This window comes from Cellulomonas gilvus ATCC 13127 (assembly GCF_000218545.1).
Classification (GTDB): domain Bacteria; phylum Actinomycetota; class Actinomycetes; order Actinomycetales; family Cellulomonadaceae; genus Cellulomonas; species Cellulomonas gilvus.
Map to the genome: position 1 here is coordinate 308,092 of NC_015671.1, position 12,203 is coordinate 320,294.

General features: G+C 72.8%; 10 protein-coding genes. 4 read left to right on the forward strand and 6 right to left on the reverse strand.

The window, feature by feature from the left end; all coding sequences use genetic code 11:
• Positions 1 to 147 precede the first annotated feature (147 nt).
• Genes clpB through CELGI_RS01440 form a run of 3 tightly spaced genes read left to right on the forward strand, consistent with a single transcriptional unit; the run spans position 148 to position 4,571 of the window.
• A complete protein-coding gene (gene clpB / locus CELGI_RS01430; RefSeq protein ID WP_013882328.1) occupies positions 148 to 2,739 on the forward strand; it encodes an ATP-dependent chaperone ClpB in 2,592 nt (863 codons plus the stop codon).
• Between the two features lie 57 nt (positions 2,740 to 2,796).
• Positions 2,797 to 3,495 carry a DedA family protein gene (locus tag CELGI_RS01435; protein WP_013882329.1) on the forward strand — a complete coding sequence of 233 codons (699 nt, stop codon included), beginning with the start codon at positions 2,797 to 2,799 and terminating at the stop codon, positions 3,493 to 3,495.
• Between the two features lie 23 nt (positions 3,496 to 3,518).
• A complete protein-coding gene (locus CELGI_RS01440; RefSeq protein ID WP_013882330.1) occupies positions 3,519 to 4,571 on the forward strand; it encodes a Gfo/Idh/MocA family protein in 1,053 nt (350 codons plus the stop codon).
• 48 nt (positions 4,572 to 4,619) lie between these two features.
• Here the strand turns inward: CELGI_RS01440 and CELGI_RS01445 are convergent, their stop codons facing one another.
• The 6 genes from CELGI_RS01445 to CELGI_RS01470 all read right to left on the reverse strand — a co-directional run bounded on the left by CELGI_RS01445 (position 4,620) and on the right by CELGI_RS01470 (position 10,989).
• Positions 4,620 to 5,249: a DUF4190 domain-containing protein gene (locus CELGI_RS01445; RefSeq protein WP_013882331.1), complete on the reverse strand. Its 630-nt coding sequence runs from the start codon at positions 5,247 to 5,249 to the stop codon at positions 4,620 to 4,622.
• Positions 5,246 to 5,863, reverse strand: a complete 618-nt coding sequence (locus tag CELGI_RS16220) for a DUF4190 domain-containing protein (protein WP_013882332.1) — start codon at positions 5,861 to 5,863, stop codon at positions 5,246 to 5,248. The genes CELGI_RS01445 and CELGI_RS16220 overlap by 4 nt, the downstream gene beginning before the upstream one ends.
• Positions 5,860 to 6,681, reverse strand: coding sequence for an exodeoxyribonuclease III (locus tag CELGI_RS01455; protein ID WP_013882333.1), 822 nt, complete (start codon positions 6,679 to 6,681; stop codon positions 5,860 to 5,862). Before CELGI_RS01455 ends, CELGI_RS16220 begins: the two co-directional genes overlap by 4 nt.
• 141 nt (positions 6,682 to 6,822) lie before the next feature.
• Positions 6,823 to 8,346, reverse strand: coding sequence for a glycerol kinase GlpK (gene glpK, locus CELGI_RS01460; RefSeq protein WP_013882334.1), 1,524 nt, complete (start codon positions 8,344 to 8,346; stop codon positions 6,823 to 6,825).
• A gap of 35 nt (positions 8,347 to 8,381) precedes the next feature.
• Positions 8,382 to 9,134 (reverse strand): MIP/aquaporin family protein, encoded by a 753-nt coding sequence (locus CELGI_RS01465; protein WP_013882335.1) that lies wholly within the window; start codon positions 9,132 to 9,134, stop codon positions 8,382 to 8,384.
• Positions 9,135 to 9,243: 109 nt separating this feature from the next.
• The gene (locus tag CELGI_RS01470) at positions 9,244 to 10,989 is read right to left on the reverse strand and encodes a glycerol-3-phosphate dehydrogenase/oxidase (protein WP_013882336.1); all 1,746 of its coding nucleotides are present in this window, start codon (positions 10,987 to 10,989) and stop codon (positions 9,244 to 9,246) included.
• 218 nt (positions 10,990 to 11,207) lie between these two features.
• On the opposite strand from CELGI_RS01470, the gene CELGI_RS01475 reads away from it, so the two are divergent.
• Positions 11,208 to 12,200: a sugar-binding transcriptional regulator gene (locus CELGI_RS01475; protein ID WP_013882337.1), complete on the forward strand. Its 993-nt coding sequence runs from the start codon at positions 11,208 to 11,210 to the stop codon at positions 12,198 to 12,200.
• The last annotated feature ends 3 nt before the right edge of the window (positions 12,201 to 12,203 follow it).

The following is a 12,203-nucleotide window of genomic DNA, read 5'->3' on the forward strand; positions in this document are numbered from 1 at the left end:
GCGGCGCCGCGGTGACGTGTGGGTGCACGCGCCGGTTCGTGGTGACGTGCAGAGTTGAGCGGAATAGGCTCAACCTTGCAGCGTTGAGTCGAGCAGGGGTGCCACGATGACGCGGATGGCACCCGCCCGTCTGGTCTAGGAGGTCTCGTGGACGCGAAGTTCACCACCCGCTCGCAGGAGGCGCTGGGCAGCGCGTTCCAGTCCGCGAGCGCCGCCGGCAACCCGCAGCTGGAGCCCGCGCACATCCTCGACGCACTGCTGCAGCAGCAGGGCGGCGTCGCCAACGGGCTCCTCGACGCGGTCGGCGCGGACCGCGCGAGCCTGGGCCGTGCGGTGCGGGGCATCCTGGTCAACCTCCCGTCGTCGTCGGGCGCCACGGTCTCCCAGCCGCCCGCCTCACGCGCGACGACGGCGGCGCTGCTGGCCGCCAACGACGAGGCGCGCACGCTGGGCGACGACTACGTGTCCACCGAGCACCTGCTGATCGGCCTCGCGGCCGGGCAGTCGGGCGTCGCGGACGCGCTGCGCGGTGCGGGTGCCTCGCGCGACGCGCTCCTGGCGGCGCTGCCGGACGTCCGCGGCACCGGCCGTGTGACCACGGCCAACCCCGAGGGCACGTACAAGGCCCTCGAGCAGTACGGGCTGGACCTCACGCAGCGCGCCGCGGACGGCAAGCTGGACCCGGTGATCGGCCGCGACGCGGAGATCCGGCGTGTGGTGCAGGTGCTCTCGCGCCGCACCAAGAACAACCCCGTGCTGATCGGCGAGCCCGGCGTGGGCAAGACCGCCGTGGTCGAGGGCCTCGCGCAGCGTATCGTCGCGGGCGACGTGCCGGAGTCCCTGCGCGGCAAGAAGCTCGTCTCGCTGGACCTCGCCTCGATGGTCGCGGGCGCCAAGTACCGCGGCGAGTTCGAGGAGCGCCTCAAGGCCGTGCTGGCCGAGATCACCGCGTCCGACGGGCAGGTGGTCACGTTCATCGACGAGCTGCACACCGTCGTCGGCGCGGGGGCGGGCGGCGAGGGCGCGATGGATGCGGGCAACATGCTCAAGCCCATGCTCGCGCGCGGCGAGCTGCGCCTGGTGGGCGCCACCACGCTCGACGAGTACCGCGAGAACATCGAGAAGGACCCGGCGCTCGAGCGGCGGTTCCAGCAGGTGTTCGTCGGCGAGCCGTCGGTCGAGGACACCGTGGCGATCCTGCGCGGGCTCAAGGAGCGGTACGAGGCGCACCACAAGGTCACCATCTCGGACGCGGCGCTCGTCGCGGCGGCGGCGCTGTCCGACCGGTACATCACGGGCCGCCAGCTGCCGGACAAGGCGATCGACCTGGTCGACGAGGCCGCGTCCCGGCTGCGCATGGAGCTCGACTCCTCGCCCATCGAGATCGACGAGCTGCAGCGCGCGGTCACGCGCCTCGAGATGGAGGAGGTCGTGCTCGCGGAGTCCGACGACCCCGGCTCGCGCGAGCGCCTCGAGCGCCTGCGCCAGGACCTGGCGGACCGTCGTGAGGACCTGGCCGCGCTCAACGCCCGGTGGGAGAAGGAGAAGGCCGGCCACAACCTGGTGGGTGACCTCAAGGCACGCCTGGACACGCTGCGCTCGGACGCCGAGCGGCTGCAGCGCGAGGGCGACCTGGAGAAGGCCGCGCGGATCCTCTACGGAGAGATCCCCACGCTCCAGCAGCAGATCCAGCAGGCCGAGGCGTCGGAGGCCGCGGCCGACGACGTGGTCGAGGGCCCGCCGATGATCGCCGAGAAGGTGGGGCCCGACGAGATCGCCGAGGTGGTCTCGGCGTGGACCGGCATCCCCGCGGGCCGGATGCTCGAGGGCGAGACCGCGAAGCTGCTGCGCATGGAGGAGGTGCTGGGTGCGCGCCTGATCGGGCAGCACCGAGCGGTCGCCGCGGTCTCCGACGCGGTGCGCCGGGCGCGCGCGGGCATCTCCGACCCGGACCGTCCCACGGGCTCGTTCCTGTTCCTGGGTCCCACGGGCGTCGGCAAGACCGAGCTCGCCAAGGCGCTCGCGGACTTCCTGTTCGACGACGAGCGCGCGATGGTGCGCATCGACATGTCCGAGTACGCCGAGAAGCACTCGGTGGCCCGGCTCGTCGGCGCGCCCCCCGGGTACGTGGGGTACGAGGAGGGCGGGCAGCTGACCGAGGCCGTGCGGCGCCGTCCGTACTCGGTGGTGCTGCTCGACGAGGTGGAGAAGGCGCACCCCGAGGTGTTCGACGTCCTGCTGCAGGTGCTGGACGACGGTCGCCTGACCGACGGCCAAGGTCGGACGGTCGACCTGCGGAACGTCATCCTCATCCTCACGTCCAACCTGGGCTCGCAGTTCCTGGTGGACCCGCGGCTCTCGCAGGACGAGAAGCGCGACGCCGTGATGGCCGCGGTGCGCTCGGCGTTCAAGCCGGAGTTCCTCAACCGCCTGGACGACGTGGTGCTGTTCGACCCGCTGTCCATCGAGGAGATCGGGCACATCGTCGAGCTGCAGGTCGAGGCGCTCGGGCGCCGCCTGCAGGACCGCCGGCTCACGCTCGACGTGACGCCCGCGGCGCGCGAGTGGCTGGCCCTCGAGGGCTACGACCCCGCGTACGGTGCGCGACCGCTGCGCCGCCTGGTGCAGCGGCAGATCGGGGACAACCTGGCGCGCGCGCTCCTGGCGGGCGAGGTGCACGACGGTCAGACGGTGCACGTCGACCGCGGCGTCGACGGCCTGGTGGTCACCTCCACCTGAGCGGGTGCACCCGGGCTCGGCGGGCGGCGGCGCGGACCCGATGGCAGCATCGACGCGATGAGCCTCGCCGCCGCCCCCGTGCCCGCCGGGATACCCGTGCTCGCGTCGGCCGCCGGGGGCGCCGAGCTCACCGGCCTGGTCGGCTGGGTGGTCGGTGTCATCGAGTCGCTCGGGCCCGTGGGTGTCGGGCTGCTCGTCGCGCTCGAGAACGTCTTCCCGCCGCTGCCGTCCGAGGTGATCCTGCCCGTCGCGGGGTACGTGGCCAGCCAGGGCGGCATGTCGCTGGTGTGGACCGTGACGGCCGCGACGCTGGGCTCGCTGATCGGGGCGTGGGCGCTGTACGGCATCGGCGCGGCGGTCGGCCGGGCGCGGCTGCGCCGGTGGCTGGGGAAGGTGCCGCTCGTCGAGGTCGAGGACCTCGACCACGCCGAGGGCTGGTTCGCGCGGCGTGGTGGTGCCGCGGTGCTCGTCGGCCGGTGCGTGCCCGTGGTGCGGTCGCTCATCTCCGTGCCCGCGGGAGTCGAGCGCATGCCGCTCGTGCGGTTCAGCGTCTACACCGGGCTCGGCTCGCTCGTCTGGAACGGCGGCCTGATCCTGGCCGGGTACGCGCTCGGGGACCGGTGGGAGGACATCGGCCGGTACTCGAGCTGGCTCAACGCCGTGGTCTACGTGATCCTCGCGTGGCTGGTCGGCCGCTTCGTCTGGACCCGCACCCGCCGACGCCGCGCCGCCACGCGGACGCGCGCGGGCGTCTGAGCCCGAGGTGGCAGGGTGGTGCCATGACGTTGCGCCTGCCCGAGCCCCGATTCCCCGACCCGGCGGAGGCGCCCGTGCTGCGCTGGGGCGTGCTCGCCCCAGGGTGGATCGCGGGCATGTTCGTCGACGGCGTGCGCCGGCACACCGGGCAGCGCGTGGTCGCCGTGGCCAGCCGCGACGTGCAGCGCGCGCAGCAGTTCGCGCACGAGCACGGGGTCGAACGCGCGGTCTCGTCGTACGAGGCGCTCGTGACGGACCCCGAGGTCGACGTCGTCTACGTCGCCAGCCCGCACAGCCACCACCTGGACCAGGCGCTCGCGGCGATCGCGGCGGGCAAGCACGTGCTCGTCGAGAAGCCGCTCACGCGCAACGCGACCGAGGCGCGCACGCTCGTCGAGGCCGCGCGGGCCGCGGGCGTGCTGGCCATGGAGGCCATGTGGACCCGGTACCTGCCGCACGTCGACGTGATCCGGCAGCTGCTGGAGAACGGTGACCTGGGCGCGCCGCGCTGGGTCACCGGGTCGTTCGCGGGGCGGACCGTGGTCCCGGACACGCACCGGCTCATGGATCCCGCGCTCGCGGGCGGGGTGCTGCTGGACATCGGGATCTACCCGCTGTCGTTCGCGTCGTTCGTCGCGACGACCGTCGGGCTGCCCGCGCAGCCGACCGCGCTGCAGGTGCTCGGGTCGCTCGCGCCCACGGGCGTGGACGCGCAGGTGGCGCTGCAGGTGGGCTACCCCGGGCTGGACGCACAGCTGTTCACGTCGATGCTCACCCCCGCGGGCGACGCGGCGACCGTGCACGGCGAGCTCGGCTGGCTCGAGACCGGTCCCCGGTTCCGCGGACCCACCAGCGTGACGCTGCACGTGGGCGACGAGCAGGCGACGTGGGACGCCAACCGCGTGCTCGAGATGGACGCGCTGTGCTTCCAGGCGGCCGCGCTCGCGCGGTACGTCGCCGAGGGACGCACCGAGTCGCCGTGGCACCCGCTGGACGAGGTGGTCGCGATCCTGGACACCGCCGACGAGGTGCGCCGCCGCCTCGGGGTCGTGTACCCGGGGGAACCGACCGCCTGACACGCGCGCGGCCAGGAGCGGTCGCCGACGCCACGGCGCTGACCCGGGTCAGTCGCCCGCGGTGATCACCAGGCACAGGCCCGTGCGGTCGCCCCGGCCCCAGCTCTCCTGCGTCGGGGACCACGTCACGGTGCGGGCCCCGGCGTCGACCTCGTCGGGCGTCAGCACGCACGAGCGCGCCACGAGGTCGTCGGCATCCCGCTGGCCGGTCCACACGGCACGCTCCGCGAACCGGTACTCGCTGGTCACGCGCGCGACGTGCGCGTCGTCGCACGGGACCACGCGCACCAGCGAGACGTCACCGTCGTCGGGCAGCGTCGCCAGGCAGTTCCCCACGACCACCTGACCCACGTACGCGTCGCGGGCCGCGGACACGTCGGCCGGCAGCGGGCGCGACTGCGACCACGCCGTCCACAGGACGGCGCCGCCGACGACGAGCGCGACGGTCTGCAGCGCACCCAGCACCAGCCCCGCGACCGCGAGGCCACGGCCGCGCCTGCCGGACCGCCGTGTCCGGGACATCCCCGCGATGCCGAGCGCGAGGGGCACCGGGCCCAGGCTCAGCACACCCGTGACGAGCGCGGCGACCGCGACGCCGTCCACCGGGGCGGGCGGCGGCGCCTCCTGCCACCCGCCCGCGTGGTACGGCTCCGGGTAGCCGAGCGGGCTGCTGGTCACCCTGCGGCGTCCCAGGACGACTCGTACGTCCACGTGGAGCTGTCGTTGGTGATCGCCCAGATGATGAGAGCCGCGAACACCGCGAGCAGGAGCGTGCCGATCGCCCCGATCACCACGGCCGCGAGCGCGAAGCCCCGGCCTCCGGCACCGCTGCGGCGGATGCGCCGCTGCGCGACGATGCCGAGGATCAGGCCGAGGGGCGAGAGCAGGCCGCTGGTGGCGATCAGCCCGACCAGGCTCACGACGAAGGACGCGATCGCCATGCCGTCGTTGGGCGGGCTCGCGGCGTAGCCCGGGTAGCCCTGCGGCGGGTAGGAGTACTGCGCGGGGTACGGGGTGCCGTACTGCGGCGCTCCGTAGGGGGGCGGGGGCGCCGGTGCGGCGTAGGGCTGCTGGGGGTACGCCGGCTGCGGGTAGGGCTGCTGCGCCCCGTACGGCGAGGGCGCCGGGGCGTCGGTCTGCTTCTGGAGCGACGGGCCGGTGGGCGGCGTGCCGTACGACGGTGCGCTCCACGAAGGCTGCGCCTCGTACCCGCTCGGGCTGGGGGCAGCCGGGAGGTCCCCGCGGCCGTCCCGGGGCAGGTACGGGTTCTCGTCGCCGGACGCGTTGCTCATGCGCGCAACGTAGCCGACGCGGGGCCGTCCTGGGCGACGTCCAGCACCACGGGCACGTGGTCGGACGGCTGCTTGCCCTTACGCTCGTCGCGCTCGATGCGGGCGCCCTGCACGCGCGCCGCGAGCGCGGGTGAGGCGTACGTGAGGTCGATGCGCATGCCCTTGTTCTTGGGGAACCGCAGCTGCTGGTAGTCCCAGTACGTGTAGGTGTGCTCGGCGGGGACGTGCACGCGGGACACCTCGGTGTAGCCCGCTTCGGCGATGGCCGCGAACGCCGCGCGCTCGGCGGGCGTCACGTGCGTGCGGCCCGCGAACCACGCCATGTCCCACACGTCGGTGTCCAGCGGGGCGATGTTCCAGTCGCCGACGAGCGCGACCTGCGCGGCCGGGTCGGTGGCGAGCCAGCCCGCCGCGGCGTCCTTGAGCGCGGCCAGCCACTCGAGCTTGTAGGTGAAGTGCGGGTCGTCGATCTCCCGGCCGTTCGGCACGTACAGGCTCCACACGCGCACGCCGCCGCACGTGGCTCCGATCGCGCGGGCCTCCGCCTGCGCGGGGTCGCCCCACGTCGGCATGCCCGGGAAGCCGACCTCGACGTCCTCGATGCCCACGCGGGAGACGATCGCGACGCCGTTCCACTGGCTGTGGCCCACATGGGCCACCTGGTAGCCCAGGGCCTCGAACGGCTCGTGCGGGAACTGCTCGTCCTTGCACTTGGTCTCCTGCAGCGCGAGCACGTCCACGCCGCTGCGTTCCAGGAACGCGGTCGCCCGGTCCACGCGCGCCCGGACCGAGTTGATGTTCCACGTCGCCACCAGCACGCGCCGACCCTACCCACGCCCACCACCCCCACGACGCCGAACTGGTAGTTGTCCGCCAGTTCGCGGGTGGGGGGTGGGTGCGACGACGCCGAGCTGGTACCTGGGTACCAGCTCGGCGTCGGGTGGGGGTGGGGCGGGGGGTCAGACGACGTCGTCGTCGACCCAGTCGAAGGTCTTGGTCACGGCCTTCTTCCACAGGCGGTACTGCCGGTCACGCTCGGCCGGGTCCAGCTGCGGGGTCCAGCGCTTGTCCTCGGCCCAGTTGTCGATGACGTCCTGCTCGCCCGACCAGTAGCCCACCGCGATGCCGGCCGCGTACGCGGCGCCCAGCGCGGTGGTCTCGGCGATCTTGGGCCGCACCACGTCGACCCCCAGGATGTCGGCCTGGAACTGCATGAGCGCCTCGTTGGCGATCATGCCGCCGTCCACCTTGAGCTCGGTGAGGTCCACGCCCGAGTCGGCGTTCATGGCGTCGAGCACCTCACGCGTCTGGAACGCGGTCGCCTCGAGCGCGGCGCGGGCGATGTGGCCCTTGTTGACGTACCGCGTGAGCCCGACGAGCGCGCCGCGCGCGTCCGAGCGCCAGTACGGCGCGAACAGGCCCGAGAACGCGGGCACGAAGTACGCGCCACCGTTGTCCTCGACGCTCGCCGCGAGCTTCTCGATCTCGGGCGCCGACGAGATGATGCCCAGGTTGTCGCGCAGCCACTGGACCAGCGAGCCGGTCACCGCGATCGACCCCTCGAGCGCGTAGACCGCGTCCTTGTCGCCGATCTTGTAGCAGACCGTGGTCAGCAGGCCGTTCTTGCTCGGCACCGGCGACGTGCCGGTGTTGATGAGCATGAAGTTGCCCGTGCCGTACGTGTTCTTCGCGTGGCCCACCTCGAAGCACGCCTGCCCGAACGTCGCGGCCTGCTGGTCGCCCAGGATCCCGGCGATCGGGACGCCCGCGAGCAGACCGCGCTCGCGCCCGGTGCCGTACACCTCCGACGACGAGCGGATCTCGGGCAGCATCGAGACGGGGATGCCCATCTCGCCCGCGATCTCCTCGTTCCAGGACAGCGTGTCGAGGTTCATGAGCATGGTGCGGGACGCGTTGGTGACGTCGGTGACGTGCACGCCGCCGTCCGGTCCGCCGGTCATGTTCCACAGGAGCCAGGAGTCGGTGTTGCCGAACGCCAGGTGGCCCGCCTCGGCCTTCTCGCGCGCGCCCTCGACGTTGTCCAGGATCCAGCGGATCTTCGGGCCCGAGAAGTACGTGGCCAGGGGCAGGCCCACGCGGTCCTTGTACCGGTCGGCGCCTCCGCCGAGCGCGGCGAGCTCGTCGCAGATCTTCTGCGTGCGCGTGTCCTGCCAGACGATCGCGTGGTAGACGGGCTCGCCCGTGCGGCGGTCCCACACCACCGCGGTCTCGCGCTGGTTGGTGATGCCGACGGCCGCGATGTCCTTGTTCTGCAGGCTCGCGCGGCCCAGGGCCTGGCCGACGACGTCGCGCGTGTTGGTCCAGATCTCCGCGGCGTCGTGCTCGACCCAGCCCGCCTTCGGGAAGATCTGCTCGTGCTCCTTCTGGCCGACCGCGACGATGTTGGCGTGCGCGTCGAAGATCATGGCGCGCGTGCTCGTGGTGCCCTGGTCGATCGCCAGGACGTACTGGGTGTCAGACATGGGGGTGGTTCCTCCGTGGGGCTGCGGGGGTGGGGTCAGAAGACGTAGACGTTCGCGAGCAGGCCCGCGAGGACGCCGCCGACGATCGGTCCGAGGACCGGCACCCACGCGTAGGACCAGTCGCTCGAGCCCTTGCCGCGGATCGGCAGGACGGCGTGCGCGATGCGCGGACCGAGGTCACGTGCGGGGTTGATCGCGTAGCCCGTGGGGCCGCCGAGCGAGGCGCCGATGCCGACCACCAGCATCGCGACCGCGAGCGGGCCCAGGCCGGACGGGTTGGGGCCGAAGCACAGGATGACGAACACGAGCACGAACGTCGCGATGACCTCCGTGACGAAGTTCCACGCGTACGAGCGCAGCTCGGGGCCGGTGGAGAAGACGGCCAGCTTGATGCCGGGGTCGGCGTCCTCGTCGAAGTGCTTCTTGTACGCCAGGAACGCGATCGTCGCGCCCAGGAAGGCGCCGATCATCTGGGCCAGGATGTACCAGAACGCGTTGGCCACGGTCGGGTCGATCACGCCGGTGACGGCACCCGCGGTGTCCTTCATGGTCGCGAAGTCCTGGTCGGCGGTCAGCAGGCCGAGCGTGACCGCCGGGTTGAGGTGCGCGCCGGACTTGAACGACACGTACACACCGGCGAAGACGGCCAGGCCCCATCCGAAGTTGATGAGCAGCCAGCCACCGCCGTTGCCCTTGGTCCTCGGCAGGATGACGTTGGCGACCACACCTGCACCGAGCAGGAGCAGCATCGCGGTTCCGACGATCTCCGACCAGAACGCGTCTTGCATCAATGTGTCCACGGCCTATCCCTTCTGACGGACCTCGTTGTCACGTGCACCCCGCTCGACGGGCGGGGGGATCTGGCGGGGCCGGCCGTCGGCCGGCCCCGGGCCTGCCTCAGGACTCCAGCGGCCTCATGGGGGCCAGGTCCTTCGCGCGCAGGCGCTCCTTCACGGCGGCGGCGTCCTCGTGCTCGAGCGCGGCGGCGTCCTCCGCCTCGGCCCGCGCGCGGTACGCCTCGATCTCGCGGCTGCGCGTGCGCTCGTCCCAGCCGAGCACGGGGGCGATCAGGTCCGCGATCTCCTCGAGCGCGCCCACGCCCTTGTCCGCCTGCTCGTAGTTGAGCCGCGTGCGGTGCATGAGCACGTCGTCCAGGTGCAGCGCGCCCTCGTGGCTGGCCGCGTAGACGATCTCGGCGCCGATGTAGGCGGGCGCCCCGGCGAGCGGCCGGGCGAGCTCGGGACGCTCGTCGACCAGGTCGGTCAGCTCGTTCAGCAGCGAGCCGTACCGGTGCAGCAGGTGGTCCATGCGCGGGCGGTCCCAGCCGTAGCGGCGGCCGATCGCGCGCGCCTGACGCTGCACCACGCGCAGCCCCTCGGCGCCGACGAGCGGCACGTCGTGCGTGAGCGAGGGCAGCGTGGTCGCACGCGAGCCGATCGCGAAGTCCACCGCGTCCTTGGCCATGACCCGGTACGTCGTGAGCTTGCCGCCCGCGATCACGGTGAGCCCGGGCGTCGGGGAGGCGACCGTGTGCTCGCGTGAGACCTTCGCCGACGACGTGCCCTCCTTGGTGCCGGGCTGCAGCAGCGGCCGCAGGCCCGCCCAGGTCCCGATGACGTCCTCGCGCGTGAGCGGCCGGGACAGCACGGAGTTGGCGTGGTCGATCACGTAGTCGATGTCCGCGCTGGTGGCGACGGGGTGCGTGAGCTCCTGCTCCCAGGGGGTGTCGGTGGTGCCGATCACCCAGTAGCGGGACCACGGGATGATGAACAGCACGGACTTCTCGGTCTGCAGGATCAGGCCAGTGTTCCCGGCGATGCGCGAGCGCGGCACGACGATGTGGATGCCCTTGGACGCGAGCACCCGCAGGCCGCCCTCGGTCCCGGCGAGCGCCTCGGTCTGCTCGGTCCACACGCCGGTGGCGTTGATGACCTGGCGCGCCCGGACGTCGATGGTCTCGCCGGTCTCCAGGTCCTGCACGACCGCGCCGGTCACGGCGCCGCCCGCGGTGGTCTGCAGGTCGAGGACCTGGGTGCGGCTCGCGGCGTGCGCGCCGTAGCTGACGGCCGTGCGGACCAGCGTGGAGACCAGGCGCGCGTCGTCGACGCTCGCGTCCCAGTACCGCACCGCGCCGATCGCGGCGTCGTGGCGCAGGTCCGGGAACAGCCGCTCCATGCCCTTGCGCGTGAGGTGCCGGTGCATGGGCATCGCGCGCTTGGAGCCCGAGACGGTCGCCAGCGTGTCGTACAGCGCGACGCCCGCGCCCACGTACGCCCGTTCCCAGACCCGGTTCTCCAGCGGGTAGAGGAAGGACACCGGCTTGACCAGGTGCGGTGCGATCCGCGTGATCAGCAGGTCGCGCTCGGTGAGCGCCTCGCGCACCAGGTGGAAGTCGAGCATCTGCAGGTAGCGCAGGCCACCGTGCACCAGCTTGGAGGACCGGCTGGACGTGCCGGAGGACCAGTCCTGCGCCTCGACGATCGCGGTCGACAGCCCGCGCGTCTGCGCGTCGAGCGCGATGCCGGCACCCGTGACGCCGCCGCCGACCACCAGCACGTCGAGCTCGTCGCCCTGCCGTGCCGAGTCGCGCAGCCTGGTCAGGGCGTCCTGCCGGGCCTGGGCCGTCAGCGGCGCGGTCCTCATGGTGGTCCTCCTCGGGGTGGGGCCGGCGCCGCCGGGGCGCCCGTGCTCTCGCCGGCTGTGCGGCGCCCGCTATCGTCATCACGCGCAGAACGAATGCGCAACCGGAGTGCACAAACGTGCGTGCAGGTGCAGCATGGACGGACCGCGCCGCGGCGCACGGGTGTGCAGCGGCAGGCGGGCCGGACCGGCAGGACGACGAGGCGGCGGAGGGATCCGGGATGGACACCGAACGCGAGCAGGACGTGCTGCGGGCTGCGTCGATGTACTACCTGCAGGACCTCAAGATGGAGGTCATCGCGCGCCACCTCGGCACGTCGCGCTCCACGGTGTCGCGCCTGATCAAGCGCGCCCGCGAGACGGGTCTGGTGGAGATCACGCTGCGCCCCGCGAGCACACGTGCACCCGGCCTGGGCCGCTCGTTGGCCGCGGCGTTCGGCATCGACGCGTACGTGGTGCCCGTGCCGGACCACGCGTCCCACATCGAACGCCTCGAGCAGGTGTCGATGACCGCGGCCCGCCTGCTGTCCTCGTGGTTCGACTCGGACATGGTGCTGGGCGTGGCGTGGGGGACCACGCTCGCCTCGGTGTCCCGCTACCTCGCGCCCAAGCCGACGCGCGGCTCGGCCGTGGTCCAGCTCAACGGCGCGGCGAACATGCGCACGTCGGGCATCGACTACGCGAGCGACCTGATCTCGTCGTTCGGCACCGCGTTCGGTGCGGGTGTGCACCACTTCTCGGTGCCGGCCTTCTTCGACTTCTCCGACACCAAGGCGGCCATGTGGCGCGAGCGCTCGGTGCGCCGCGTCCTGGACATGCAGCGGCGGGCGGACATCGCGCTGTTCTCGGTCGGTGCCGTGGCCGGTGCGGTGCCGTCGCACGTGTACTCGGCGGGCTACCTCGACGAGGCGGACGTGCGCGTGCTGCACGACGAGGGCGTCGTCGGGGACGTGTGCACGGTCTTCCTGCGCGCCGACGGCTCGTGGCAGGACGTCCCGCTGAACGCGCGGGCGACCGGGCCGACGCCCACCGAGCTGCAGCGGCTGCCCCGGCGCGTGTGCGTGGTCGCGGGTGACAACAAGGTGGCGCCGTTGCTCGCGGCACTGCGCGCGGGCGTGGTGACCGACCTCGTCGTCGACGAGGTCACGGCGGGCCTGCTGGCCGACTCGGCCGAGCAGGCGACGCCACGGCGGACCCGCGCGCCGCGCACCTGACCT